This window comes from Rhizobium sp. KNZ14-9A (genome assembly GCF_056755015.1).
Map to the genome: position 1 here is coordinate 2,498,535 of NZ_JBPGXB010000002.1, position 22,774 is coordinate 2,521,308.

Here is a 22,774-nt window from a genome sequence, read left to right on the forward strand (position 1 = left end):
CTTCAGGCCGCAAGAGCCTGAAGCGGATGCAATGTCCCGTCGCTATAGATGAACTGGCCGCCACGGAAGGTGGCGCGGATGCGATGGCCGTCGCCCGGCTCGACCGCCACCAGATCGGCGCGCTGGCCGATGGCGATCTCGCCACGATTCAGGCGACCGGCGGGCACGGCCCGCGTTGCCGGTCGCCATGGCAACGGCTGCCGGCGGGGCGCCCTCCACGATATCAGCAAGCTTGAAGATACAGGCGCGAAGGCGGCCAGATGATAATCGGCGGCGATGACGCCGAGCAGTCCGGCTCTCGCGGTATCGAGCGCGCTCAGATTTCCCGACATTGACTGGCCACGCGGCGGGTTCGGCGCGCCCATCACCAGGAACCAACAATCCCGAGCCATCGCATCGACTAGTTATAAACTAACTAGTAAGATTATGACTATGACATCAATCAAACGTTCTCCAATAGCGCTCGCCATCCTTGCAATGCTCATGGAAGAGCCGCTGCATCCTTACCGAATGCAGCGGCTCATCAAGGAGCGCGGCAAGGACGAGGTGATCAATGTCTCGCAGAGGGCGAGCCTTTATCAAACAATCCAGCGGCTCGAGCGCGAGGGTTTGATCACTCCGCAGAAAACTGTCCGGGACGACAAGCGTCCCGAGCGGACGGTGTATGAGATAACCGAGAAGGGCCGCGACGTCGCGCTGGACTGGATGCGGGCGATATTGTCGACCTTAACGCGGGAATATCCGGAATTCCCGGCAGCCATATCATTTCTTCCTCTGCTTACGCCTGATGATGTGGCGAGCCAGCTTGAGTTCAGAGCAAAAGCCATCGAGTCGGAGCTTCGCCGGATCGACGACGCCCTGCAGGAAGCGCGGGCCGTTCCAAGGCTCTTCCTTCTCGAGATGGAGTATCTCCGGGCGCTTCACGCAACCGAATTGTCCTGGGTCAACAGCATTGTCGGAGACCTGCGCGCCCAGCGCATCACCTGGACAGAAGAGTGGCTGAGGCAGATCGCCGCGAAATTCTCCATCGATCCTAAATTCGATCAGGACTAGCACCATGAAGGTTTTGATTATCGGCGCCGGGACCGGCGGCTTGGCGCTTGCTCATCTGCTCAAGCAGGCTGGCGTTTGCATTGCGGTGTATGAGCGCGACCTCGCGCCGAACGCCGATACCGGTGGTTATCGCGTCGGCATCAGCCCGGCTGGAAGCCGAGCGCTGAAAGCCTGTATCCCCAGCGAGCTCTACGATCTCTATGTCGCCACCTGCTCCAGGTCGCCGCGCTATTTCAACATGCTCACTGAACAGTTGGGCGAAGTGCTGAGCTTCGATATCGATGATCAAAGCCCGAAAGCTCTCGACGGTGAAAGGAACGTCATTCGAAAGACACTGAGGCGGGTTCTGCTCAGGGGGCTTGAAGACGACGTCTTCTTCGGGAAGGCGCTTGAAGGTTACTCAAGTAACGTCGACGGGTCGGTCACCGCTTGCTTTCAGGATGGAAGCCTCGCGACAGGCGATGTCCTTGTGGGGGCCGATGGCACGAGCTCGACCGTACGCAAACAACGTCTGCCGGAAGCGCGTCTGGAAGACACGGGAATCGTATCGCTCGGGGGAAAAATTCCTATGACGGCCGAGGCGAAAGCTCTGCTGTCGGACAAAATGTTCAAAGGCATGTCGCTGATTATGGCACCGATGGGCTTCGGGGCAATCGTCCACTCGCTCGAGTTCGCCGGCAGCAGAAGCGGTTCTGGTTTTGCTGCTCGTTGGCCGGATTTCGTCGAAGCACTCGACGAGGACAGCATCGGCTGGGGCATATGGGGCGCTCGGCAGAACTTCCCGCGGGACCCGACCGGCCTGAGCGGCGAGCAATTGCGAGAACTGGGCTTGGAGATCACTCGGGACTGGCACCCGCACCTGCGTGCACTCATCCGTATGACCGAGCCCTCGACGATCCACGATGTCAAGATGAGGACCTCCGTTCCGCTTACGCCTTGGACGAGTTCGAATGTCACCCTTCTCGGTGACGCTGTCCATACGATGACACCCGGACGAGGCGCGGGCGCCAATACAGCGCTTCGCGATGCCGCTCTGCTTGGACGCATGCTGGTCGAAGCGGACCAAGGACAAAAGCCGCTCCTCGAAGCCATACATGCCTACGAAGTCGAGATGCTTCGCTATAGTGCCGAAGCAGTCCAGGAATCGAAAAAGCAGATGGATGCCAGCGACCTGGCCCATCGGCCGATTGTCGGCAGACTTCAGTTGGCTGCGACGCGTGGCGCCATGCGCACCATCAACGCAATACCTGCACTAAAGCGGCGCGCCTTTCGGCAGATGATGCGAGTTCGCGGGGAAAACTAAGACCGTCGAGGATAGTGTCGATCCGCCCCTGAGGTAACTCGACGAATCAGGCGTCGATCGTCTCACCCGCTATCGAAGTTTGCCCTTATTCAGCAGCGCCCATTGAAGCAGCGTGATCGTCTTGAGATCGATGATCTCGCCCTTTTCGACCATCGCAAGGGCTTCCGGGAGCGGGATTTCCAGCACCTCGATATCCTCGTGCTCTTCCTCAAGGCCGCCGCCGTCGGATGTGCGGTCGGCGGTATCGATCCTTGCTGCGAAAAAATGTACGACTTCGGTAATGGAGCCCGGAGCCGGATAGGACTTGAAAAGGAAGCGGATGTCGCGGACCGTATAGCCGGTCTCCTCCATCGCCTCGCGACGGATCGCGGCCTCGGGTTCATCGCCGTCGAGCAGGCCGGCCGGGACTTCGATCATCCAGGCGGGGTCGTCGTTTACATAGGCCGGCAGACGGAACTGCTTCACCAGCACGACGACATCGCGCTTGGGATCGTAAAGCAGAATGCAGGCGGCGGGCGTGCGGTGATAGACCTCGCGCGGCAAGCGATGGGTCACGCCATTCCGGTCGGTGTAATCGATCCGGTAACCGGTCAGCTTCGTCCAGCCGTCCGACAGGATCTCCTTGCCGACGATTTCCACCCTTGCCTTAGATTGCGTCATATGACGTCCTTGCGAAGCCAGACCTTGTTGTCATGGACGGCAGCGCCGCCATAGGGCGCCACGGGATCGGCGCCGGTGAGTACGTTGATGCCTTCGCCGTCGACATGCGCCTTGTTGGGCCAGAGGCCTTCGGCAATCAGCACGCCGGGCTTGACCTCTGTCGTCACGCGCGCATGGAGGCGCAGGTCACCGCGCACATTGCCGATGCGGACGAGATCGCCGTTATCGACACCATTGGCCTCGGCATCGGCGGGATTGATCATCACTTCCGGGCGGCCTTCCTTCTGGCGTGAGGTCTTGGTTTCCGAGAAACTCGAATTCAGGAAGTTTCGCGCCGGCGACGTCGCCAGGCGGAAGGGATGTTCGGGATCGGCGAGCTCGATGACATCGACCTGATCCGGGAACGGCGGCAGCTCTGCATAAGGGCCGAGTGTACCGACGGAAGCCGGCGGCTTGTTCGGTGCGGGATCGTTCACCCAGTCCGGCCGGAAATGGAACTTGCCGTCGGGATGGGCGAAACCATCAAGATAATGTGCTTCCTCGAAAGCCGGCTGGCGGTCGAACCATTTATGCTCGAGGAAATGGTCGTAATCCGGCAGACCGCTTGCCGCCAGAACGCGATCGACCATTTCGCGCGCCGTGAAGCCGAAGCCGGGGCGATCGGCGACGCCGAGACGTTTTGCCAGTTCTTCGATGACGAAGAGATTGGTGCGCACGGTCGGCGGTGGTTCGACAATCTTCGGACCGAGAAGAATGTGGTTCTGGCCGCCGGCACGATAGATATCATCATGTTCGACGAACATGGTCGCGGGAATGACGATATCGGCCATGTCGGCCGTCTCGGTCATGAACTGCTCGTGGACGGCGACGAAGAGATCGTCGCGGGCAAAGCCGCGCTTCACTAGCCGCTGTTCCGGAGCGATATTCACCGGATTGGTGTTCTGGATCAGCATGGCCGTCACTGGTCCGCGATGGCGGAGTGCGACGGCATCGCCGGTCAGCGCACGGCCGATCTGCGACTGGTCGATCATTCTGATGTCGGCATCCTTCATCGACTTGCCGGTCAGCTCCGCATTGTTCATGCGGAAGATATCGCTGTTGGAATGGAAGGCGCCGCCGCCCTCATATTGCCAGGAGCCGAGCACGGTGGCGATCGAGGCGGCCGCATGCATGGCGACCGCGCCATTGCGCTGACGGGTGAAGCCGTAACCGAGGCGGAAGAAAGTCTTTTTCGTCGTGCCGACGAGCTTGGCGAAGGCTTCGATCTCATCGACCGAAAGGCCGGTGATGGCGGCGGCCCATTCCGGTGTCTTTTTCTCCAGATGCGCTTCGAGGCCGGCGGGATCGTCGGCATATTTCGCCATGTAGTCGCGGTCGGCATAACCGTCGCGGAAGGCGATGTGCATGGTGGCGCAGGCAAGTGCCGCATCGGTGCCGGGCTTGACGATGAGCGCCATGTCGGCCTGCTTCATCGTCGGATTGTCGTAGATATCGATGACGACGATCTTGGCGCCGCGCTCCTTGCGCGACTTGATCGCGTGGGTCATCACATTGACCTGCGTGGCAACCGCATTGGTGCCCCAGATGACGACGCAGTCGGTGCGCGCCATCTCGCGTGGATCCGGGCCGCGCAGCATGCCTGTCGCCATGGTGAAGCCGGTCCAGGCGGGGTTGGTGCAGATCGAGGAGAAGAAGCCGGAATAGCGCTTTGCATGGCGCAGGCGCTCGATCGAGTCGCGCTGCACCCAGCCCATGGTGCCGGCGTAGAAATACGGCCAGATGGCTTCGCTGCCATCCTTTGCCTCGGCCTTCACGAAGGCTTCGGCAATCTCGTCCAGCGCGTCATCCCAGGAGATCTGCTGCCACTGGCCCGCCCCCTTAGCGCCGGTGCGGCGCAACGGATGCATGAGACGATCGGGATGGTAGAGACGCTCGGCATAGCGGGCGACCTTGGCACAGATGACGCCCGACGTGTAGGAATGGTCATTGGCGCCCCGGACCCGGCCGATGCGGCCGTCTTCCGTCAGGTCTATCTCCAGTGCGCATGTGGAGGGACAGTCGTGCGGACAGGCCGTGTGACCGATCCGGGATTTGGCGTGGATGGGGGTCGCAATGTTCATGCGATTTCTATATGCCAAGGCTCGACCGCCCAAAAGGCACAAAAACTCCCAATGGTCCGAATTCATAACAGGCATCAGCGAAAATGAACTATCGCCACATCTACCATGCAGGCAATTTTGCCGATGTGCTGAAGCATGCGGTGCTGGCGCGGCTGGTCCGCTACATGCAGAAGAAGGACGCGGGCTTCCGCGTGCTCGACACACATGCCGGTATCGGCCTCTACGATCTCTCCTCCGAGGAAGCGCAGAAGACCGGCGAATGGCATGATGGTATCGGCAAGCTCCTGGAGACCGATCTTGGGCCGCAGGTCTCCGAGCTTCTGGAGCCCTATCTCTCTGCCGTGCGCGAACTGAACCCGCAGGGCGGCCTGCGCTTCTATCCCGGCTCGCCGAAGCTTGCCCGCGTGCTCTTCCGCCCGCAGGACCGGCTTTCGGCGATGGAACTGCACCCGGAGGATTTTGTCCGGCTGCATCGCGTCTTCGAAGGCGATCACCATGCGCGCATTACCGAGCTCGACGGCTGGCTGGCGCTTGGCGCGCATCTGCCGCCGAAGGAAAAGCGCGGAATCGTGCTCGTCGATCCGCCTTTCGAGGAGGACGGCGAATATGAACGACTGGTGGATGGCCTCGCCAGGGCCTATCGGCGCTTTCCTGGCGGCACCTATTGCCTCTGGTATCCGTTGAAAAAGGGTGCGCCGATCAAGGAATTCCACGAAGCGCTGCAGGCGACGGACATTCCGAAGATACTCTGCGCCGAACTTGCCGTGCGCAGCGACCGAGAGACGACAGGGCTGACAGGCTCGGGCCTTATCATCGTCAATCCGCCCTTCACGCTGAAGGACGAGCTGCACCAGTTGCTGCCGGCCCTGAAGGACCATCTGGCGCAGGACCGTTTCGCCTCGCAACGGGCCTTCTGGCTGCGCGCAGAGACGAAGCCTGTCAAGGCCGATTGACCAACTCGGCGCCTAGGAATAGTCCGGCGCCATCCGCATACCAAAAAGGTGCCCCATGAAGCTTCTCTGCTCTCCGACCTCGCCTTTTTCCAGCAAGGTGCGCTTGGCTGCCCGCCATCTCGGCCTGGAGATCACGGAAATACGGGTCGATACGAATGCGGGACCGACGATCCTCGTGGACAACAATCCGCTCGGCAAGATCCCGACGCTGCTGACGGATGACGGTGTTTCCATCTTCGACAGCATCGCCATCATGCATTATTTCGACCGGATGACGAAGGGCGCGCTCTACCCTTCCAAGAAGGGCAAACGCACCGATGCCGAAGTGCTGGAAGCGCTATGCGACGGCGTCTGCGACTGCCTCCTGGCGATCGTCTATGAGCGCCGCTTCCGCGATGAGGAAAAGGTGCATCAGCCCTGGATCGACCGGCAGTGGAAGAAGGTCGAGACCGCACTGAACTATCTGGCCGCCAATACGCCGAAGCTCGGCAAGAAGCTGCATGGCGGGCATTTCGCGCTGGCCGCCACGATCGGCTATCTCGATCTGCGCTTCAGGGGCCAGTGGGAGGAAGACCATGCCGAGCTGATCGGCTGGCTGCGGGAATTCGAGAAGAAGTTTGACGGCTATGAGCAGTTGAAGCCGCAAGTCTGAGCGATTTGAAATTGGTGAAGACAACAAAAAAGCCGGGCACGAAGCCCGGCTTTTTTCATGTTCGCTGCAATTCGGATCAGAACTTGACGCCGATACCAACCTTGACACTGTTTTCGTCGAAGCCGCGCGAAACGCTGCCGGAGTCGAGGTTGTAGTCCTTGTCCTGATAGTCGGTGTAGCGGTATTCGAGACGCGTCGTGATGTTGTTGGTCACGAAAGCTTCAACACCGGCGCCGACCGTGTACCCATAGGCGGTCTTGCTGTCGGAAGACGTACCGTCGGAAACCTTGGTGTTGGCGAGCGCCAGACCTGCCGTACCATAGAGCAGGAAGGGGTTCAGATCGTAACCGACGCGGCCGCGGACGGAGCCGTTCCAGCCGGTCTTGTTCTTGATGCCGTCCTGAGTAACGTCAGCATCGCCGTAACCGAGGTCGGCTTCAGCGCCGTAAACGATCTGGCCCTGCTGGAAATTGTAGCCGGTGAAGAGCTGGCCGCCCCAATCATAGGTGTCACGATCGTGACCGAAGCTGCCCATGTTGTAGGTCGCAGCGCCACCGAGGTAAAAGCCCTGCCAGTTGTTGACCGGAGCCGGGGTGTCCTCAGCGACCGGTGCCTGCGGGACCTGGTCCACGGCATCGGCTGCCTGGGCTACCGAGAAACCGCCAACGGCGAGAGCGGAAGCCATGAGGCCAGCAAAGAGTATACGCATACTTTTCTCCTTTCAGTCCCGCGCGCTCGTCAACTCAAACTTCGGCGAAGCATTCACGGGGGATTACTAAATGTCCCTTCCGGATCGAGAGTGAAATTGGAATGCAAATGCGGATTTGAAAGAGCCAAATTGTGATATCATTGTGGCTCCGCGGCGGCAGAAATTCGATGTTGCTTGGCTGCAACATACCGTTTATTAAGGATAATAAACAGTTAAACTTACAATACTTAATTTAATAAATCGCGATCGCAAATAATACATAGAATATCCGGGCCGAACAGGCAATGTTTTCGGCCTATTTATATAATCAGAGCCTGCCCTTATATAGTCAGCAAACGAACTCGCTGGACCAGAAGGCAGCATCTTGACCAAGAAAAGACTTCGCGCGGCGCTTGTGACGGGTGCTGCCAAAAGAATAGGCCGGGCAATCGCCGAAGACCTTGTTGCTGATGGATTTTCGGTCGCAATCCATGCCAACGGCTCGCTCGCCGAGGCTGAGGATTTTGTGGCGGAATTGCGGCAAAGGGGCCATCAGGCGGTTGCGATCAAGGCCGATCTCGCCAAAATCGATGAGACCGGAGGACTTGTCGAGAAGGCGTGCGAGGCGCTCGGCCCGATTGATCTTCTCGTCAACAACGCATCGATTTTCCTCGAGGATTCGCTCCGCAAATTCGATGCGCAGGTGTGGGACGAGCATTTCGCCGTCCATGTCCGCGCGCCTTCTATACTCGCCGCCAAATTCGCCGAACAGCTGCCTGAAACGGCCGAGGGGCTGATCGTCAACATTATCGACCAGCGCGTCTGGGCGCTGCGGCCGAGCTTCTACTCCTATACCCTGTCGAAATCGGCGCTGTGGACGGCGACGCAGACCATGGCGCAGGCGCTGGCGCCGCGCATCCGCGTCAACGCGATCGGCCCCGGCCCTACAGTACCGAGCGAACGGCAATTGCAGGAAGACTTCCAAGCGCAGGTTTCAGCCCTTATCTTGAAGCGGGGACCTGAGCTCAAGGAATTTGGCCGAACGATTCGTTTTCTGTTCGAGACCCCTTCGATCACGGGTCAGATGATTGCACTCGACGGCGGCCAGCATCTCGCATGGCAGACGCCGGACGTGCTGGAGATCAAGGAATGAATGCCAAGAAGCTGCCCGATGGCGGTGTTCTTTACGACGAGACTGACGAGAACGACGACGACATCATCGAGGTGGAAGGCGAAGCCTCTGCCGCGCCGATTTCTGCGTCGGTCGACTGGAATGCCGGCAGCATCAATGAAACCGGCCTTGTCGGTGCGGATCTGATCGCCGAATTCGTCAAGCGCCTGCCGAACAGTCCCGGCGTCTACCGCATGTTCAACGAGGCGGGTGACGTTCTCTATGTCGGCAAGGCCCGCAGCCTGAAGAAGCGCGTCGGTAACTATGCGATGGGTCGCGTACACTCCAACCGTATCGCCCAGATGGTGCGCCAGACCGCCAATATGGAATTCGTCACGACGCGGACGGAGACCGAGGCGCTGCTGCTGGAAGCGAATCTCATCAAGCGATTACGGCCGCGCTTTAACGTGCTGCTGCGCGACGACAAGTCGTTTCCCTATATCCTGATTACCGGCGATCATCGGGCACCAGCCATCTTCAAGCATCGCGGTGCGCGTGCCCGCAAGGGCGATTATTTCGGCCCCTTTGCTTCGGCAGGCGCGGTCGGTCGCACGATCAATTCGCTGCAGCGCGCCTTCCTGATCCGCACCTGTACCGATAGTGTCTTCGAGACGCGCACCCGGCCCTGCCTGCTCTACCAGATCAAGCGCTGTTCCGGGCCCTGCACCCGTGAGGTCAGCGACGAGGGCTATGCGGAGCTGGTTCAGGAAGCCAAGGACTTCCTGTCCGGCAAGAGCCAGAAGGTGAAGGAGCATATCGCGGAGGCGATGAACGCCGCCGCCGAGGACCTCGATTTCGAGCGCGCCGCGATCTATCGCGACCGTCTTGCCGCGCTCTCGCATGTGCAGAGCCACCAGGGCATCAATCCTGCCGGCGTCGAGGAGGCGGATGTCTTCGCCATCCATCACGAAGGCGGGATTTCCTGTATCCAGGTCTTCTTCTTCCGCACTGGCCAGAACTGGGGCAACCGCGCCTACTTCCCGAAGGCCGATCCGCAGCTTTCCGGCGCCGAGGTGCTGAACGCTTTCCTCGCGCAGTTCTACGACGACAAGCCGGTGCCGCGGCAGATCATGCTGTCGGAAACGGTGGACGAGCTGGAGCTGCTGGCCGCCGCACTCAGCGAAAAGGCCGGGCACAAGGTTTCCATCCTCATTCCGCAACGCGGTGAAAAGCGCGACCTTGTCGAGCATGTCGTCGCCAACGCGCGCGAGGCGCATGGCCGCAAGCTTGCCGAAACGGCCTCGCAGTCGCGGCTGCTGGAAGGTTTCAAGGACACATTCGGCCTGCCCTATGTGCCGCAGCGCGTCGAGATCTACGACAACTCGCATATCATGGGCACGAATGCGGTCGGCGGCATGGTGGTCGCCGGGCCGGAAGGCTTCGTGAAGAACCAGTATCGCAAGTTCAACATCAAATCGACGGAGATCACGCCCGGCGACGACTTCGGCATGATGCGCGAAGTGATGACGCGGCGCTTCTCGCGCCTGCTCAAGGAAGAGGGCATCCCGGATCGTAGCACGCAGGTTTCCGCTGCCGATGCGGCCGATATGCCCTTCCCGGCCTGGCCCGACGTGATCCTTATCGACGGCGGCCAGGGGCAGATGACGGCGGTGCGGGCAATCCTCGAAGAGCTCGGCATTACCGACAACGTCATCGCCATCGGCGTCGCCAAGGGTGTGGACCGTGAGGCCGGCCGTGAGCGTTTCTTCGCTCCCGGCAAGGGAAGCTTCACACTGCCGCCGCGCGATCCGGTTCTCTACTTCATCCAGCGTATGCGCGACGAGGCGCATCGTTTCGCGATCGGCTCTCATCGGGCGCGGCGCAAGAAAGAGATGGTCAAGAACCCGCTCGACGAGATCGGCGGCATCGGCCCATCCCGCAAGCGGGCGTTGCTGCAGCACTTCGGAACGGCGAAGGCGGTGTCGCGCGCTGCCCTTTCCGATCTCATGGCGGTGGAAGGGATTTCCGAGACCGTCGCAAAGCAGGTCTACAATCATTTTCACGACGACGCCGCGAAATAAGCGGTGCCGGTCGCAAATTCCACGCAAAGGCAGCGAAAAAACAGAAAGAATGTTGACGGTCGAGGGGCAAAGCCGTCATCTACCGCCGCATCAATACAGAGAACCGCATCATGGCATCGCGTGCGTATAACATCCCCAATCTCCTGACCTACGGCCGCATCCTGGCGGTGCCGCTGATCGTTGTCTGCTTCTTCATCGAAGGACGGCTGAGCAGCAGCGATACGGCGCGCTGGGTGGCGCTGTGGATCTTCGTCATCGCCTCGCTCACCGATTTCCTCGACGGCTACCTCGCGCGCATCTGGAACCAGACGTCGAATATCGGCCGCATGCTGGACCCGATCGCCGACAAGCTGCTGGTTTCCGCCATCCTGCTTTTGGTCGCTGCCGACGGCACGATTGCCGGCTGGTCGCTCTGGGCGGCGATCATCATCCTGTGCCGCGAAATCCTGGTTTCGGGGCTGCGCGAATATCTTGCGGGGCTGAAAGTCAGCGTGCCGGTGACGCGCATTGCCAAATGGAAGACGACGCTGCAGCTTGTCGCCATTGCCTTCCTGCTTGCCGGTCCGGCGGGCGACGCCATTTTCCCCTATACGACCTGGACGGGGATCGCGCTCCTCTGGATCGCCGCACTTCTGACGATCTATACCGGCTATGATTATTTCCGCGCCGGGCTGAAACACGTGGTGGACGAGGAAGAATGACACGGCTTGTCTATTTCGCCTGGGTGCGCGAACGCATCGGCAAGGGAGAAGAGGAAATCGACCTCCCCGCTTCCGTCGTCAGCGTTGCCGATCTTCTGAACCATTTAAAGGGCCTGGGCGAAGAATATGAGTTGGCTCTTCAATATCCCGATGTGATCCGGGTCGCGATCGATCAGGAGCATGTGGAGCATGACGAGCCGATAACAGGCGCGAAGGAAATCGGCATTTTCCCGCCGATGACGGGTGGCTGAGAACAGCCAATCCCGCCGGGAGGAGGAGCCTGCTGTGACCATTACCCCTACCATCCGCGTCCAGCGCGAGGACTTCGATCTGCAGGCGGAAGTCGACCGGCTTTCCAAAGGCAAGCCCGGCATCGGCGCAATCGTCACATTCTCCGGTCTCTGCCGCGATGAGGGCGGGACACTGTCGGCGCTTGAGCTCGAACATTATCCCGGCATGGCCGAAGCGGAGATGAGCCGCATCGGCGAGCTCGCCATCGAACGGTTCGGGCTCGATGGCCTGACCGCCATCCATCGTTTCGGAAAGATCGCGGCCGGCGAGAACATCGTGCTAGTCGTCGCCGCAGCTCCGCACCGGCAGGCGGCCTTCGACGGTGCAAACTTCGTCATGGATTTCCTGAAAACTTCGGCTCCCTTCTGGAAGAAGGAACATGGCAAGGACGGTGGCACCGGCGACTGGATCGCGGCGAAGGATGCCGACAACACCGCGCGCGACCGCTGGAAATAGTCAGAGCACGACGCGCTCGCGCCTGCTCAGCACCAGCAGGAACACCAGCAGCGAGAAGATGGCGAGATCGCGCCAGATGAAGGACCCGTAGGCGCCCCAGAGCGTCTCGACAAGCGCCAGACCGGCGGCACCACCCGCCGAGCGCAGCGGATCGGAATAGCCGCCGACGGCCGCGATCAGCAGCACCTTGAGGCCGAACATCAGCCCAGCGCCGAAATCCATCGACCCGTAATAGAAGGTTGCAAGGATGCCACAGCAGGTGGCGACGAGCGCCGCCGCCCCATAGGACACCAGGAAGACACGGCTGGCGCTGGTGCCACAGAGTTCGGCGGCGAGCGGATCGTCGATGACCGCGCGCCATAGGCGGCCCCAGGAGGTACGCTTCAGGATCCATGCGCCGATCGCAATGATCGCGCACATCAGGACGGTATCCAGAAGCTGGATATAGGTGAGCGTGACCTTGAAGGTGCCGTCGCTCCAGAAGGTCACGTTGTCGCTCAACAGCGGCGGCAACCAGATGGCGCGGGTATTGGCGGCAAGGCGCGCCGTCTCCATCAGCACGATCATCATGCCGAGTGCGGCGACGATGACCGTGTTCGGCGATTTGCTGGCGAGCGGCTGCATGACGAAGCGGCCGATCCAGACCCCTGCCCCCACCGAATAGATCAGTGAGGCGCAGATGCCGATCGCAATCGCCGCCGGCAGCACCAGCCAGAGGCGGTTATAGGCCATATCCGTGAAGAGCAGCAGGATCTGGCCGGCAAAGGCGATAATCGCCCCATAGGTAATGTCGGGGCGCTTGGTGACACCGAAGGCGATCGAATAACCGAAGGCAAGCGTGGCGTAGAGCGCCGCGAGCGGTACCGCATTCGCCAGTTGCTGCAGAAGATAGGCCATTCGGTCACTCCAGATCGGCTTAAAATAATAACTGGCAAAATGTGTTTTACCAGTTATATTTCTCCCATGAGCTTCTCCTGGACCCCTCACCGTTTTTCCGGCGGCGCATTGGCGCTCGATGTCGCCAACAGTGTCATCCTGCGTCACGATACTGCGCGCCGCATCGACCGCTTCGAGGCCGAAGGGCAAATGGAGCGTTTCCCCGAGGCGGCGCAGGAATTCTGCGCCGAACGGGCACTTTTTGACGACATAGTGCCGGTTGGAGCGCAAAATAGAGCCAACTTCATCGAACTGCGCGAAGCGACGGACCGCTACTTCCGCCAACGCGTGCTCGAAGGCAATGACGACCGGCTTCTTGCCGAACTGCTGGAAGCGCTGGCGCGCACGCTGCGGGGTGCTGAGGAAAAGGGTCTCGATGCGGCGACGGCCCATTCGGTGCTGCGGCTGATCGCCATGCCCGATCCGGAGCGGATGAAGATTTGCGGCAATTGCGGCTGGCTGTTCATCGACCGCAGCAAGAACAAAAGCCGGGCCTGGTGCGACATGGCCGTCTGTGGCAACCGCGCCAAGGCCAACAGGCATTACCGGAGGAAAAAGAAGGAGGAGACGCCATGAAGCGGCGCTCGATCATCACGGCCCTAGCGGCAGCGGGGCTCGTGCTCTCCGCCTGCCAGCGCGAGGCCGAAAGCATGCTGGAAGTGACGGGCCATCTCTTCGTCTTCAACTACCGCGTCGCAAGCGCCACCTATCTGCTGACGCTGAAGAAGACGGCGCCCATTCCCGATGGCTCGACCATCGTCGCCGAATTTGAAAACCCGCAGGGCGGAGCGCCGCTGGTGCTGAACCAGAAGGTGTTTCCGATGGAGGACAAGATTTCAGTCCAGAGCGAGAACCTGCATTGCGTGCGCAAGGACCGGCCCTATGCCGTCACCGTCAGACTGGTCGACAAGGACGGCAAGCTCTTGCAGGAGCTGAAGACGCAGTTCAAATCCGATCTCGACCAGAGTGTCTTGCCGAGCAAACCGCTGGTTCTCGGTGCCGGATACGAGAAGAACCCGGAGGTTTTCAAATCTGACGGATCGACGGATTTTTCCAATACTGACAAATGCCCCGCCTGAACCCGGGACATAAAAAAGCCGGGACGAACCCGGCTTTCATGAGTCAATTCAATGCATTCCGAGGGAATGCTCTGGGGCTGAATCAGCCGACGATTTCGGTGTCGGAGAACCAGTACTTGATTTCCTGGGCAGCGGTTTCCGGAGCGTCGGAACCGTGAACCGAATTTTCGCCGATCGACAGAGCGTGAACCTTGCGGATAGTGCCTTCGGCAGCGTTTGCCGGGTTGGTCGCGCCCATGATTTCGCGGTTCTTCAGGATGGCGCCTTCGCCTTCCAGAACCTGAACGATGGTCGGGCCGGAGGTCATGCCTTCAACGAGTTCGCCGAAGAACGGACGTTCCTTGTGAACGGCGTAGAAGCCTTCTGCTTCGCGCTTGCTCATCCAGACGCGCTTGGAGGCGACGACGCGCAGGCCGGCATCTTCGAGCATCTTGGTGATAGCGCCCGTCAGGTTGCGCTTCGTTGCATCCGGCTTGATCATCGAGAAGGTGCGTTCAATCGCCATAATTCGGGTCCTCATACTCAGGGAAAAGTGGGCGGTCTTTACCCGCCTCACCGCCCGAAAACAAGGGGGCTCCGGCAATTTCACGCCGCTGTCACAGTCCGGCCCCGGCTTTCATGGAGATCGAGGCAGCGCTCGAACCAGGCCATGACGGGGTCGTCAGGGGCCAGCATGCCGAGGCCTGCGGCGATGCGCAGCCATTGCAGCGCACCAAAGACGATGTAGTCGGCAAAGAGCGGGCTCTCGCCGCCGATGAAGGGCTGGAAGCGTAGCATGTGGCGCATCGGCTCCAGCTTGGCGGCAAAGGCCTCCCTCTCTGCGTCGCGACCGGCGGCGAAATCCTCCAGCGGTTTGCCCAGGCGGCTTTCGCGGCTGGCGCGGAAATAGGCCTTGTCGTCCTCATCGAGAATGGAATGAATATCGAGAAGCGCGATCCGCATGATCGCTGGATGGATGATCATCTGCGAATAACCCTCGACCATGCGCGACAGGGCCTTGCCGCCCTCGCCACCGAAAAGCGACGGACGGTCCGGATAGGCATCCTCCAGATAGAGGGCGATATCGAAACTGTCTGATATCAGCCGGCCATTGTCATCCAGGACCGGGACGGTCTTGGAGAAGCCGCCGCCAATATCAACAATGCGGCTGTAGGTCGTCGGAACCTCTTCGAAATCGAGACCCTTATGGGCGAGCGCCATCACCGCTTTCCAGCAATGCGGCGAGAAGAGGTGACGCTCGTCGGCGCCGCACAGGGAATAGAGAGCTCTGGTCATGGCCATCCTTTCGCAATCGCAACGGGTTCATTCCACGCCAGAAAGCCGGCGCGATCAAATCAGGAATTTTCATGGCGCCCATCGCGTCTGTTGCTGAAACGGATACGGCAATTCCCGATCGGGACGCAGCAAGGGTGCATTAACCGGTTTTGCGGCTTCCGCCCCACAACCTTTGAAAATTCAATGTCTCTTAAAAGCTTGCCTGCATAGCGGAAGCAGAAGAGCCGATGGCCCAAGAGAACCAATGGCAATGAGGGGATCGTCATGCCAACTGCCGTTGCAAATGCATTGAATGCGCGCGAGGCTGCCCGGCCGACGCCAGCTGCCGATATCCAGAAGGTCGCTCAGCACATGATGCGGCTCAATTTCAAGGGGCTGAATGCCCGCTATGGCACGCAGACCGGCAACAAGCTTCTGAAGAAGCTCGCCGGCCTCTTCCGCAAAATGGTGAAGAAGAATGATTTCATCGCCCGCACGGAAGCCGACGAATTCGCTTTCCTCTTCGCCAATGTCGGCATGCAGGATGCGCTGACGATCGCCGAGCGCCTGCGCAGTTCCGTCGAGGACAATCTTGTTTTCGCAGCGTCGGACACTTCGGATGCAAGCGGTTTGACGATTTCGGTCGGCGTGGCGTTGAGCGGCGATGCGGCCACACCCGGGCAGCTTCAGGCCAATGCACGCGTGGCGCTGCTTGCCGCCCAGTCCAATCCACGCCTGCCGGTGCAAGCCTTCGGCCGGTAAAGCGTTCCGCTGTGCGCTATTGATGACAAACAGTAGCAAACACGCCGCTGATCCATCTTGCCTTGGCGGCAGCTTTCGGCCAAAACCGCGCGCATGATCACGATTTCAGACATTTCCGCCCGCATTGCCGGCCGTCTCCTTCTCGACCATGCCAGCGTCTCGCTGCCGACAGGCACGAAGGCCGGGCTCGTGGGGCGCAACGGCGCCGGCAAATCCACCCTCTTCCGCGTCATAACGGGTGATCTCGGCGCCGAAAGCGGGACAATATCGATCCCCAAGAATGCGCGCATGGGTCAGGTGAAGCAAGAAGCGCCGGGCACCGAGGATTCGCTGATCACGATCGTGCTTTCTGCTGACAAGGAGCGCGCCGCGCTGCTGGCCGAGGCGGAAACCGCAACCGATCCGCATCGTATCGCCGAAATCCAGATGCGCCTCGTCGATATCGACGCCCATTCGGCGGAAGCACGCGCCGCCAGCATCCTCTCGGGCCTCGGCTTCGATCAGGAAGCGCAGGCCCGGCCCGCATCCTCCTTCTCGGGCGGCTGGCGCATGCGCGTGGCGCTCGCCGCCGTGCTCTTTACCGAGCCGGACCTGCTGCTGCTCGACGAGCCGACCAACTATCTCGACCTCGAAGGCACGATGTGGCTGGAAGATTACATCCGCCGCTATCCGCACACGGTCATCATCATCAGCCACGATCGCGATCTGCTGAACAACGCGGTCAATTCCATCGTGCATCTCGATCAGAAGAAGCTCACCTTCTACCGCGGCAATTACGACCAGTTCGAGCGGCAGAAGGCGGAAGCCGACGAGTTGCAGATGAAGGCCAAGGCGAAGAACGATGCGGCGCGCAAGCACCTGCAGAGCTTCATCGACCGCTTCAAGGCCAAGGCCTCCAAGGCGAAGCAGGCCCAATCGCGCGTCAAGGCGCTGGAGCGCATGGGCACGGTCGCGGCCGTGATCGAAGATCACGTTCAGCCGATCACCTTCCCCGAACCCGAAAAGCAGCCGGCCTCGCCGATCGTCGCGGTCAGCGGCGGCGCGGTCGGTTACGAACCCGGCAAGCCGATCCTCAAAGGGCTCAACCTGCGCATCGACAATGACGACCGCATCGCCCTGCTTGGCTCGAACGGCAACGGTAAATCGACCTTTGCGAAATTCATCTCGGGACGGCTGGCGGCCGAGAGCGGTGAAGTGCGTCTGGCGCCGGGACTGAAGATTGGTTTCTTCGCGCAGCATCAGCTCGACGATCTCGTACCGAATGAGACGCCTGTCGAACATGTGCGGCGGCTGATGCCGACGGAGCCCGAAGCGAAGGTGCGTTCCCGGGTGGCGCAGATGGGCCTTGCGACCGAGAAGATGGCGACGGCCGCGAAAGATCTTTCGGGTGGCGAAAAGGCACGCCTGCTGATGGGGCTTGCCGCCTTTTATGCGCCGAACCTTTTGATCCTTGACGAGCCGACGAACCATCTCGACATCGACAGCCGCCGCGCTCTGATCGAGGCGCTGAACGATTACGACGGGGCAGTCATCCTGATCTCGCACGACCGGCACCTGATCGAAGCGACCGTCGACCGCCTCTGGCTGGTCAACAACGGCACGGTGACGAGTTTCGAAGGCGATATGGAAGAATATCGCGACCTGATCGTCGCTTCCGGCAAAAAAAAAGACGACGAAAAACAGAAGCAGTCTGAAGACCAGTCCTCGAAGGCCGACCAGCGCAAGCTGAATGCCGACAGGCGTGCTTCGCTCGCCCCCCTCAAGAAAAAGATCAACGAAATCGAATCCTTGACGGGCAAGCTGGAGAAACTGATTCAGGCACTTGATGCGGAACTTGCGGATCCGGCGCTCTATGAAAAGGCGCCCGCCAAGGCCGCCGACAAAGCTAGGCAGCGTGGCGAAGCAGCCGCCAAGCTCGCTGCCGCCGAGGAGCAATGGCTGGAGCTCTCCGCTGAATATGAAGGAGCCATGGCGAGCTGAGGCCCCGCCAGCGCAGGTAACTGTCTCTAGATACTTTGCCGCGGCGCAAGAACCATCGCGCTCTTCAAGAGCTAGACAATTACCCAAAAATCGCGTCGTCTGTTCTTAAAGACCAGACTTGCCCGCAGACCGCTTTCTGATAAAACGGCGCGCAATAAGTCATACTTTTAGCGAAACACCGAACGCGAGCTTTACAATGTCAGCCATCAATCTCGCCATCGTCGGCGTCGGCAAGATCGTCCGCGACCAGCACCTCCCCTCCATCGCCGCCAATGCCGATTTCAAGCTTGTCGCGACGGCAAGCCGCAACGGCACGGTCGACGGCGTTACGGCCTATACGTCGATCGACGACATGCTCGACGCCGAACCATCGATCGATGCCGTTTCGCTCTGCATGCCGCCGCAGTATCGCTATGAAGCTGCCTATAAGGCACTGGCTGCCGGCAAGCACGTCTTCCTCGAAAAGCCGCCGGGGGCCACGCTGAGTGAAGTGGCGGATCTGGAAGATCTCGCGAACAAGCAGGGTGCGACGCTGTTTGCGAGCTGGCATTCGCGCTACGCAGCTGCCGTCGAAGCAGCAAAATCGTTCCTCGCCTCGACCGAGATTAAGAGCATGCACGTGATCTGGAAGGAAGACGTGCGCCACTGGCATCCGAACCAGGAATGGATCTGGCAGGCCGGCGGTCTCGGCGTTTTCGATCCGGGCATCAACGCGCTTTCGATCGTCACGCATATCCTGCCGAAGGCGATGTTCCTCAGCGCCGGCACGCTGGAATTCCCTGAAAACCGCGACTCGCCGATTGCTGCCGACTTGCATTTCCGCAATGTCGACTACGTTCCCGTTCACGCAGAATTCGACTGGCGCCAGACGGGCAAGCAGAGCTGGGACATCATCGCGGAGACGGCAGCCGGACAGATGGTTCTCTCCGAAGGCGGTTCGAAGCTCTCGGTCGACGGCGAACTGAAGTTCTCTGCGCCGGAAGCCGAATATCCGTCGCTTTACCGCCGTTTCGCCGAGCTCATCAAGGCCGGCAAGTCGGATGTCGATCTGGCGCCGCTGCGCCATGTCGCCGATGCCTTCATGCTCGGCAAGCGCAAATTCGTCGAGGCGTTCTACGACTGATCGGCCTCACGGGCAGATGCCATTGTGCCTGCAGAATGCTAGAATAGGAAAACGAAACGTGAGGGACGTTTTCCATGCAGCAGGAGCAGGATGAATTGTTTGGATTGGGCGTCCCACATCTGGCAGTGAGACTCGCCGACCCCAACGCCAAGTGGCGGGAGGCCTATCTGCTGGAAGAGGCCAGGATCCGCGACGCGCTTGGCCCTCTGGCAATCGATATACAGCACTTCGGCAGCACTGCCATTCCAGGCATCAAGGCGAAACCGATCATCGATATCCTGATCGGCGTTCGCCGCCTTGATGACGGACTTGCCAGCATCAAGCCTATGGAAGCGATCGGCTATGACTATGCCGGTGCCGACATCGTACCCGACGACCATCTCTTCGGCCGCGGTGTCACGGGCGAGACGCGCACGCATCTCGCCCATGTCGTCGAATATCAGGGCTTCAACTGGAGGCGGGACATCTTCTTCCGCGACAGGCTGCGAAACGATCCGGCACTCGCGCTGACCTATGAGGAACTGAAGATCGGCCTTGCGCAAAAATATGCGGAAAGCCGAGCCGCCTATACCGGAGCGAAGAAGGATTTCATCGACAGGGTTCTGGCGGAAGCGGGCCTTGCCTGACGATCGGGGTCAGGCCTTCTTCTCCCACCGCCCTTCCGGCGTCTGCTGCCAATAGGTGAGGCTATGCCCCTCGCCTTTCAGCTTTTTCCACTGGGCGCGCGCGCCTTCAAGCTGCTCCTGGTCATACCCGTCGAACATGAAGACGATCCGCTCATAATCCGCGACCGCCGGCGGCTCGGCGCCATCGACGATGAAGCGGACGGTAGCAGCATTCGCATTGTCAGGCGAAACCGTCAGGAGAACCGGCTGATCTCCGGCGAAATCAGCCTCATCCGTGCCATGCGGCAGAAAGCTATCCTCCCGATAGGTCCACAGATGCTGATCCAGCGCATCGCGCCGCGCGGCCTCCTTCATCTGGACGGCGACCCGCCAGCCGCGCTCGACGCTCTTGTCGAGCAACGGCGGAAGCGCGTCTTCCAGCTTCGATTCCGTCAGATGGTAGAAGAAGATTTCCGTCATCGTGTTTCGTAGTTCGAGCGGACAAGTTCATCGAGCAGGCGCACGCCGAAACCGGAGCCCCAGGACTGGTTGATCTCGTCCTGCACCGAGCCCATGGCCGTGCCGGCTATATCGAGATGCGCCCAGGGCGTATCCTGCACGAAGCGCTTGAGGAAATGCGCCGCGGTGATGGAACCCGCGAGACGACCGCCGGTATTCTTCATATCGGCGAACTTGCTGTCGATCATCTTGTCATATTCCTTGCCGAGCGGCATACGCCACAGCTTCTCGTTCGTGACGAGACCAGCGGTCGTCAGCTGCGCCGACAGTGGATCGTCATTCGAGAAGAGACCGGCATGGCTGTTGCCGAGCGCGACCATGATGGCGCCTGTCAGCGTCGCGAGATTGATCATAAACTGTGGCTTGAAGCGGTCGTTGCAGTACCAGAGCGCATCGCAGAGTACCAGGCGGCCTTCCGCATCCGTGTTGATGATCTCGATCGTCTGGCCGGACATGGAGGTGACGATGTCGCCCGGACGCTGGGCGTTGCCATCAGGCATGTTTTCCACAAGGCCGATGATGCCCACGACATTGACCGGCGCCTTGCGGGCGGCAAGCGTGTGCATAAGGCCGGTGACGGCAGCCGCACCGCCCATATCGCCCTTCATGTCTTCCATATTGGCAGCCGGCTTGATGGAGATGCCGCCGGTATCGAAGACGACGCCTTTGCCGATGAAGGCGATCGGCCGATCCTTGCCCTTTCCGCCCTTCCATTGCATGACAGCCAGGCGCGGCGGGCGCACGGAGCCCTGAGCGACGCCGAGCAGCGCGCCCATGCCGAGACGGCGCATTTCGCGCTCGGTGAGGATTTCCACCTCGACGCCAAGCTTCTCGAGCTCCTTTGCCTTGGCCGCAAATTCGATGGGGCCGAGGACGTTCGGCGGCTCGTTGACCAGGTCACGAGCGAGATTGACGCCGTCGGCAACCGCTTCGGCATCGGCGAAGGCCTTCTTGGCCGCAGCCGCATCGGCCGTGACGATCGTCACCTTGACCGACTTCGCCTGCTTTTCCTCGTCGTCATTCTTCTTCGTCTTATAGGTATCGAAGCTGTAGGCGCGCATCAGCATGCCGAGAGCGAAATCGGCCGCAGCCTTGGCGCTGACATCTGCGCCCGGCGCATCGATGAAGATCGTCGCTTTCTCAGTATTCTTGATCCGCGAGGCAGCGCTGCCGCCGGCCTTCAGCCAATCGTGGACGGTCAGGTCTGCCGGCTTGCCGAGGCCAAGGACGACGATGCGCTCGACAGGCGCACCCTCTGGCGCCACCAGGTCGAGGGCAGCCAACGACTTTGCCGAGAAGCGCGCAATCTTCGACGCCTTGGGAATCACTCCCGCCGGATCGGCAATATCGGCCCCAGCCGCGGTGTCGGCTTCGGACGTCTTCAGAAGGATCGCGAGGCCGCTGCTGAGCTTTGCCGATTTTGAGAATGAAATTTCGAATTTTGCAGACATGTCTTCTCCGATGGGATTCATGAAATCCGTTCCAGGGGGATAATTTCGCGTTTGACGGGTCTGTCAATGGCCGGCGACAGTTGTTATGTTCCGCGCGGCCGCCCGGCCAAAAAGTTTTCGTCAGTTTCGTAGATGTTTGCGTTGACAGTTTTTTCGAAAAATCGATGGCGGGGTCCGGCAGTTCGCCTGCCGCAAACGGCATTCGGCGTCTTTGTCCTGCTTTTCTGGGTGTGGTGGCTGCTGCTTGCCCTGTTCCGCGCCTTTCCCGGGATCGACATTTATTTTTCCCAGCTTTTTTTCGTGCAGGCTGCCTGTGACGCGTCGGCCCCGGCAACCGCGATCTGTGGCTCCTTCCCCTATCGGAGCGAGACGATCCTCGGTCTCTTACGCACGCTCTTCTTCTACGTTCCCTATGTCGTGACCGCGGTCATGCTGTGGAAACTTGTCGAGTGCTATCAGCAGCATGGCGCGACATTCAACGCGCCGCGCGCCCGCGATCTGAAGGTTGCGCTCGGCACGCTGCTGATCGGTCCCGTTCTTCTCGTCAATGTGATCCTTAAGGAACATTGGGGTCGGCCGCGGCCAGTGCAGACGGATTTCTTCGGCGGTACGCTGCATTTCGCCGAAGCCGGTTCATTGGCCGGCAAGTGCGTCTCGAACTGCTCCTTCATTTCCGGCGAGGCGGCAAGCGCGGGCTGGCTGTTCTGTCTGCTGATCTTCGTTCCGAAGTCGATACGTTATGCGCTTGTGGCACCCGTCGCCGCCGTTTCCATCCTGACACCCGCGATGCGGCTCTCCTTCGGCGCACATTATCTATCCGACGTCGTGCTGGGATGGCTTTCTTCGGTCGTCATATTCGCGGCGCTGATGGCACTTGCTGAGTCGCCACGGCAACAAAAAAATTCTGAAATTTGAATGAATTTTTGACACTGACTTGTCGCAAAACCGAGACAAACAGCGTAGAGGGAATCTCCTGTTGATCATATCGACCTGCAG

General features: G+C 60.3%; 23 protein-coding genes and 2 pseudogenes. 16 read left to right on the top strand and 9 right to left on the bottom strand.

Annotation, left to right across the window (positions count from 1 at the left end; genetic code table 11):
* Nucleotides 1–2: 2 nt before the first annotated feature.
* A pseudogene (locus tag ACR9ZQ_RS19120) lies at nucleotides 3–380 on the bottom strand (alpha-D-ribose 1-methylphosphonate 5-triphosphate diphosphatase); the annotation flags it as partial.
* Nucleotides 381–432: 52 nt separating this feature from the next.
* Between ACR9ZQ_RS19120 and ACR9ZQ_RS19125 the strand changes: the two are divergent.
* Together ACR9ZQ_RS19125 and ACR9ZQ_RS19130 are read left to right on the top strand one after the other, a co-directional pair.
* On the top strand, nucleotides 433–1,053 hold the full coding sequence (locus tag ACR9ZQ_RS19125; protein ID WP_481428540.1) for a PadR family transcriptional regulator: 621 nt from the start codon (nucleotides 433–435) through the stop codon (nucleotides 1,051–1,053).
* A gap of 4 nt (nucleotides 1,054–1,057) precedes the next feature.
* The gene (locus ACR9ZQ_RS19130; protein WP_481428541.1) at nucleotides 1,058–2,356 is read left to right on the top strand and encodes an FAD-dependent oxidoreductase; all 1,299 of its coding nucleotides are present in this window, start codon (nucleotides 1,058–1,060) and stop codon (nucleotides 2,354–2,356) included.
* Between the two features lie 69 nt (nucleotides 2,357–2,425).
* Here the strand turns inward: ACR9ZQ_RS19130 and ACR9ZQ_RS19135 are convergent, their stop codons facing one another.
* Complete coding sequence (locus ACR9ZQ_RS19135; RefSeq protein WP_481428542.1) at nucleotides 2,426–3,016, bottom strand: NUDIX domain-containing protein; 591 nt, start codon at nucleotides 3,014–3,016, stop codon at nucleotides 2,426–2,428.
* Nucleotides 3,013–5,202, bottom strand: coding sequence for a molybdopterin-containing oxidoreductase family protein (locus ACR9ZQ_RS19140; RefSeq protein ID WP_481428543.1), 2,190 nt, complete (start codon nucleotides 5,200–5,202; stop codon nucleotides 3,013–3,015). Before ACR9ZQ_RS19140 ends, ACR9ZQ_RS19135 begins: the two co-directional genes overlap by 4 nt.
* A gap of 17 nt (nucleotides 5,203–5,219) precedes the next feature.
* On the opposite strand from ACR9ZQ_RS19140, the gene ACR9ZQ_RS19145 reads away from it, so the two are divergent.
* Entirely contained in the window at nucleotides 5,220–6,089 is an 870-nt protein-coding gene (locus ACR9ZQ_RS19145; protein WP_481428544.1) for a 23S rRNA (adenine(2030)-N(6))-methyltransferase RlmJ, read from the top strand.
* A gap of 55 nt (nucleotides 6,090–6,144) precedes the next feature.
* A complete protein-coding gene (locus ACR9ZQ_RS19150) occupies nucleotides 6,145–6,741 on the top strand; it encodes a glutathione S-transferase (protein WP_481428545.1) in 597 nt (198 codons plus the stop codon).
* A 76-nt stretch (nucleotides 6,742–6,817) separates the two neighbouring features.
* On the opposite strand, the gene ACR9ZQ_RS19155 is transcribed toward ACR9ZQ_RS19150, so the two are convergent.
* Nucleotides 6,818–7,450, bottom strand: coding sequence for an outer membrane protein (locus tag ACR9ZQ_RS19155; RefSeq protein WP_481428546.1), 633 nt, complete (start codon nucleotides 7,448–7,450; stop codon nucleotides 6,818–6,820).
* Nucleotides 7,451–7,814: 364 nt separating this feature from the next.
* Between ACR9ZQ_RS19155 and ACR9ZQ_RS19160 the strand changes: the two genes are divergently transcribed.
* The 5 genes from ACR9ZQ_RS19160 to ACR9ZQ_RS19180 all read left to right on the top strand — a co-directional run bounded on the left by ACR9ZQ_RS19160 (nucleotide 7,815) and on the right by ACR9ZQ_RS19180 (nucleotide 12,069).
* Nucleotides 7,815–8,582 carry an SDR family oxidoreductase gene (locus tag ACR9ZQ_RS19160; RefSeq protein ID WP_481428547.1) on the top strand — a complete coding sequence of 256 codons (768 nt, stop codon included), beginning with the start codon at nucleotides 7,815–7,817 and terminating at the stop codon, nucleotides 8,580–8,582.
* The gene (gene uvrC, locus ACR9ZQ_RS19165; RefSeq protein ID WP_481428548.1) at nucleotides 8,579–10,621 is read left to right on the top strand and encodes an excinuclease ABC subunit UvrC; all 2,043 of its coding nucleotides are present in this window, start codon (nucleotides 8,579–8,581) and stop codon (nucleotides 10,619–10,621) included. Before ACR9ZQ_RS19160 ends, uvrC begins: the two co-directional genes overlap by 4 nt.
* A 110-nt stretch (nucleotides 10,622–10,731) precedes the next feature.
* A complete protein-coding gene (pgsA, locus tag ACR9ZQ_RS19170) occupies nucleotides 10,732–11,322 on the top strand; it encodes a CDP-diacylglycerol--glycerol-3-phosphate 3-phosphatidyltransferase (RefSeq protein ID WP_481428549.1) in 591 nt (196 codons plus the stop codon).
* A complete protein-coding gene (gene moaD / locus ACR9ZQ_RS19175) occupies nucleotides 11,319–11,573 on the top strand; it encodes a molybdopterin converting factor subunit 1 (protein ID WP_481428550.1) in 255 nt (84 codons plus the stop codon). Before pgsA ends, moaD begins: the two co-directional genes overlap by 4 nt.
* Before the next feature lie 34 nt (nucleotides 11,574–11,607).
* Nucleotides 11,608–12,069 (top strand): molybdenum cofactor biosynthesis protein MoaE, encoded by a 462-nt coding sequence (locus ACR9ZQ_RS19180; RefSeq protein WP_481428551.1) that lies wholly within the window; start codon nucleotides 11,608–11,610, stop codon nucleotides 12,067–12,069.
* Here the strand turns inward: ACR9ZQ_RS19180 and ACR9ZQ_RS19185 are convergent, their stop codons facing one another.
* Entirely contained in the window at nucleotides 12,070–12,966 is an 897-nt protein-coding gene (locus ACR9ZQ_RS19185) for a branched-chain amino acid ABC transporter permease (RefSeq protein ID WP_439014537.1), read from the bottom strand. It abuts the gene before it with no gap.
* A 66-nt stretch (nucleotides 12,967–13,032) separates the two neighbouring features.
* Between ACR9ZQ_RS19185 and ACR9ZQ_RS19190 the strand changes: the two genes are divergently transcribed.
* A complete protein-coding gene (locus ACR9ZQ_RS19190; protein ID WP_481428552.1) occupies nucleotides 13,033–13,581 on the top strand; it encodes a CGNR zinc finger domain-containing protein in 549 nt (182 codons plus the stop codon).
* Complete coding sequence (locus ACR9ZQ_RS19195) at nucleotides 13,578–14,084, top strand: hypothetical protein (protein ID WP_113323397.1); 507 nt, start codon at nucleotides 13,578–13,580, stop codon at nucleotides 14,082–14,084. The genes ACR9ZQ_RS19190 and ACR9ZQ_RS19195 overlap by 4 nt, the downstream gene beginning before the upstream one ends.
* Before the next feature lie 82 nt (nucleotides 14,085–14,166).
* Here the strand turns inward: ACR9ZQ_RS19195 and ndk are convergent, their stop codons facing one another.
* Both ndk and ACR9ZQ_RS19205 read right to left on the bottom strand, forming a co-directional pair.
* Nucleotides 14,167–14,589, bottom strand: coding sequence for a nucleoside-diphosphate kinase (gene ndk, locus ACR9ZQ_RS19200; protein ID WP_007820064.1), 423 nt, complete (start codon nucleotides 14,587–14,589; stop codon nucleotides 14,167–14,169).
* Nucleotides 14,590–14,669: 80 nt separating this feature from the next.
* Complete coding sequence (locus ACR9ZQ_RS19205) at nucleotides 14,670–15,359, bottom strand: glutathione S-transferase family protein (protein ID WP_481428553.1); 690 nt, start codon at nucleotides 15,357–15,359, stop codon at nucleotides 14,670–14,672.
* Between the two features lie 363 nt (nucleotides 15,360–15,722).
* On the opposite strand from ACR9ZQ_RS19205, the pseudogene ACR9ZQ_RS19210 reads away from it, so the two are divergent.
* The 4 genes and pseudogenes from ACR9ZQ_RS19210 to ACR9ZQ_RS19225 all read left to right on the top strand — a co-directional run.
* Nucleotides 15,723–16,100: pseudogene (locus ACR9ZQ_RS19210) on the top strand (GGDEF domain-containing protein); the annotation flags it as partial.
* A 93-nt stretch (nucleotides 16,101–16,193) separates the two neighbouring features.
* Nucleotides 16,194–18,080: an ABC-F family ATP-binding cassette domain-containing protein gene (locus ACR9ZQ_RS19215; protein ID WP_481428554.1), complete on the top strand. Its 1,887-nt coding sequence runs from the start codon at nucleotides 16,194–16,196 to the stop codon at nucleotides 18,078–18,080.
* Nucleotides 18,081–18,276: 196 nt separating this feature from the next.
* Nucleotides 18,277–19,203, top strand: a complete 927-nt coding sequence (locus ACR9ZQ_RS19220; protein WP_481428555.1) for a Gfo/Idh/MocA family protein — start codon at nucleotides 18,277–18,279, stop codon at nucleotides 19,201–19,203.
* A 74-nt stretch (nucleotides 19,204–19,277) separates the two neighbouring features.
* On the top strand, nucleotides 19,278–19,829 hold the full coding sequence (locus tag ACR9ZQ_RS19225; protein ID WP_481428556.1) for a GrpB family protein: 552 nt from the start codon (nucleotides 19,278–19,280) through the stop codon (nucleotides 19,827–19,829).
* A gap of 9 nt (nucleotides 19,830–19,838) precedes the next feature.
* Here the strand turns inward: ACR9ZQ_RS19225 and ACR9ZQ_RS19230 are convergent, their stop codons facing one another.
* Together ACR9ZQ_RS19230 and ACR9ZQ_RS19235 are read right to left on the bottom strand one after the other, a co-directional pair.
* Complete coding sequence (locus ACR9ZQ_RS19230) at nucleotides 19,839–20,288, bottom strand: DNA polymerase III subunit chi (RefSeq protein WP_481428557.1); 450 nt, start codon at nucleotides 20,286–20,288, stop codon at nucleotides 19,839–19,841.
* Nucleotides 20,285–21,778 (bottom strand): leucyl aminopeptidase, encoded by a 1,494-nt coding sequence (locus tag ACR9ZQ_RS19235; RefSeq protein ID WP_481428558.1) that lies wholly within the window; start codon nucleotides 21,776–21,778, stop codon nucleotides 20,285–20,287. The genes ACR9ZQ_RS19230 and ACR9ZQ_RS19235 overlap by 4 nt, the downstream gene beginning before the upstream one ends.
* Before the next feature lie 141 nt (nucleotides 21,779–21,919).
* Between ACR9ZQ_RS19235 and ACR9ZQ_RS19240 the strand changes: the two genes are divergently transcribed.
* Nucleotides 21,920–22,693 (top strand): phosphatase PAP2 family protein, encoded by a 774-nt coding sequence (locus ACR9ZQ_RS19240; RefSeq protein ID WP_481428559.1) that lies wholly within the window; start codon nucleotides 21,920–21,922, stop codon nucleotides 22,691–22,693.
* The last annotated feature ends 81 nt before the right edge of the window (nucleotides 22,694–22,774 follow it).